We start from the raw sequence: 2,178 nt of genomic DNA on the forward strand, positions 1-2,178 counted from the left end.
GTAAGCGACCAGCCAACCCGTCTTGACGAGCGAGTTTAGGCGGCAGTCGAGAGAGGTTGCCAACGATGCGGCAGTAGCGCGTCGATGTCGTTGGCCTTGTGGGTCGGCAAGCGTGTGAGGACGTCCTTCAGATAGGCGAGCGGATCGAGCCCGTTCAGTTGCGCCGATCGAATCAAGCTCATGATGGCGGCCGCGCGCTGACCCGCACGCAGTGATCCGGCGAACAACCAATTGGACCGACCGACTGCCCACGGTCGGATCTGGTTTTCGACCCAGTTGTTGTCGATCGGCACATTGCCGTCATCGAGATAGCGCGTGAGTGCGTCCCATCGTTTCAGGCTGTAGTCCAGCGCCTTCGCAATCGCCGAGCCGTCCGCAACGAGTTTGCGCTGCGCCATCAACCATTCATAGAGGGCGTCGCACACCGGCTTGGCCCGACGCTGTCGAAGCCGCTGCCGTTCGTCGACATCCAGTGCTGCGGCCTCGCGTTCGATGTCGTAGAGCGCGGTAAAGAACGGCAGGGCCTGCCCCGCAACATGGCTGCTGTGGTTGGCATGCAATTCAAAGAACTTGCGTCGAGCATGGGCCGCGCATCCGATCTCGGTGATGCCGTGCTGGAACGAGGCCTTGTACCCCCTGTAATCCTCGCATACCAGTTTGCCGTGCCAGCCCGTCAGGAACGTGCGAGCGTGCGCACCGGCGCGGCTCTCGGCGAAGTCGTAGACCACCGCGCGCAGTTCGCTGAACTGAGTCGACGTATACGCCCACAGGTATGCCCGGTGCGTTTTGCCCTTGCCGGGACTGAGCATTTGCACCGGCGTCTCGTCGGCGTGCAACACCGCCTGTTGCCGGATGGCCTGGCCGAGTGCGTCGACCAACGGCTGCAACTGCACGCCACACCGGCCCACCCAGGCACCCAGCGTGGATCTCGGGATGGCCAGTCCCGCACGACCAAAGATCTGTTCCTGGCGATACAGGGGCAGGTGGTCGCCGTACTTGGCGACCAGCACCTGCGCGAGCAACCCGGCGGTGGGCATGCCCTTGTCGATCACATGCGGTGGAACCGGCGCTTGGATCAGCGTCTCGCACGCTTTGCACACCCACTTGCCGCGGATGTGCCGTTCCACCGTAAACACACCCGGCGTGTAGTCCAGCTTCTCGCTCACGTCCTCGCCGATCCGTATGCGTTCGCAACCGCACTGGCACGTTGTGCTGTCCGGTTCGTGATGGACGTCGGTGCGTGGCAGTTGCGGCGGCAGTGGTGCCCGTTTCGGCTGCTCGCGTTGCCGTTCAGCTCGCGTAGGCTCGAGTTGCTCAAGCTCCATCTCGATGGCAACCAAGTCGCCATCGATCGCCTCGTCGAGCAGGTTCATCTGCTCGCTGTTGAATTGTTCGCTGCGCCGGCCGAACTGCTGGCGCTTGAGGATCGAGATCTCATGGGTAAGCTGGTCGATGCGGGTCTGCTTGTAGCGGAGTTCCCGATCCCGTTCACTGGCTTCCCGCTCCTTCTCGTGGATCGCCTGGTCCTTCGACTGGACCTCTCCAATCAGTTGCGCAGTCAGGGCGCGCAACTGTTCCGGGGTGAGTGCGTCGAGGTCAGCGGGATTCATGCAGGCCAGTCTGCCAGAACGCTGTAGGCGGTGGAAGCTGAACTGTTTACGCCTCCGTCGTACTCAGACGACACGGATCACGCCACTCCCGCCAATGCGTTGCCACGGCAGGCCCAGCACCAGGCCGGCCAGTTGTTCGTGCGTCAGTTCATGCTGCTTCGGTTCGCTGCCGGCGTGCGGCCAGGCAAATTGCCCCTGATTCAGACGTCGTGCTGCCAACCAAATGCCGATCCCGTCGTGGATCAGGACCTTCATGCGGTTGGCGCGGCGATTGGCGAACAGATAAGCATGGTGTGGGTGCGCGGCACCGAATACCTTGACCACGCGCGCCAAGGCCGTGTCGAAACCGGCACGCATGTCCAGCGGATCGGTCGCCAGCCAGATCTCGTCGACGCGGATCACCGCATCCACTCGCGCAGCCAGGCGGCACACTGGGCGGCTTCGGACACGGGCCAACTGACCGTGATCGACTGATCGCCCCGGCGCACCTCGATGCGGATCTCTGCCGAGTGCGGACTCGGCGCTCCCAATGGCACCGACACAAAGGCTGGCAGCGACGGTGGCGTGG

General features: G+C 63.4%; 2 protein-coding genes. Both read right to left on the reverse strand.

Annotated features, from left to right (window positions below):
* Positions 1–35: 35 nt before the first annotated feature.
* Entirely contained in the window at positions 36–1,610 is a 1,575-nt protein-coding gene (gene tnpC / locus DIE13_RS32420; protein WP_124831034.1) for an IS66 family transposase, read from the reverse strand.
* A gap of 63 nt (positions 1,611–1,673) precedes the next feature.
* Entirely contained in the window at positions 1,674–2,021 is a 348-nt protein-coding gene (tnpB, locus tag DIE13_RS32425; RefSeq protein ID WP_085504499.1) for an IS66 family insertion sequence element accessory protein TnpB, read from the reverse strand.
* Positions 2,022–2,178: the final 157 nt, after the last annotated feature.

The organism is Burkholderia sp. Bp9016, assembly GCF_003857765.1.
Classification (GTDB): domain Bacteria; phylum Pseudomonadota; class Gammaproteobacteria; order Burkholderiales; family Burkholderiaceae; genus Burkholderia.

Excerpts from the sequence above, each read along its gene's own strand:
- tnpC (WP_124831034.1), bottom strand. The coding sequence starts at position 1,610 with ATGAATCCCGCTGACCTCGACGCACTCACCCCGGAACAGTTGCGCGCC.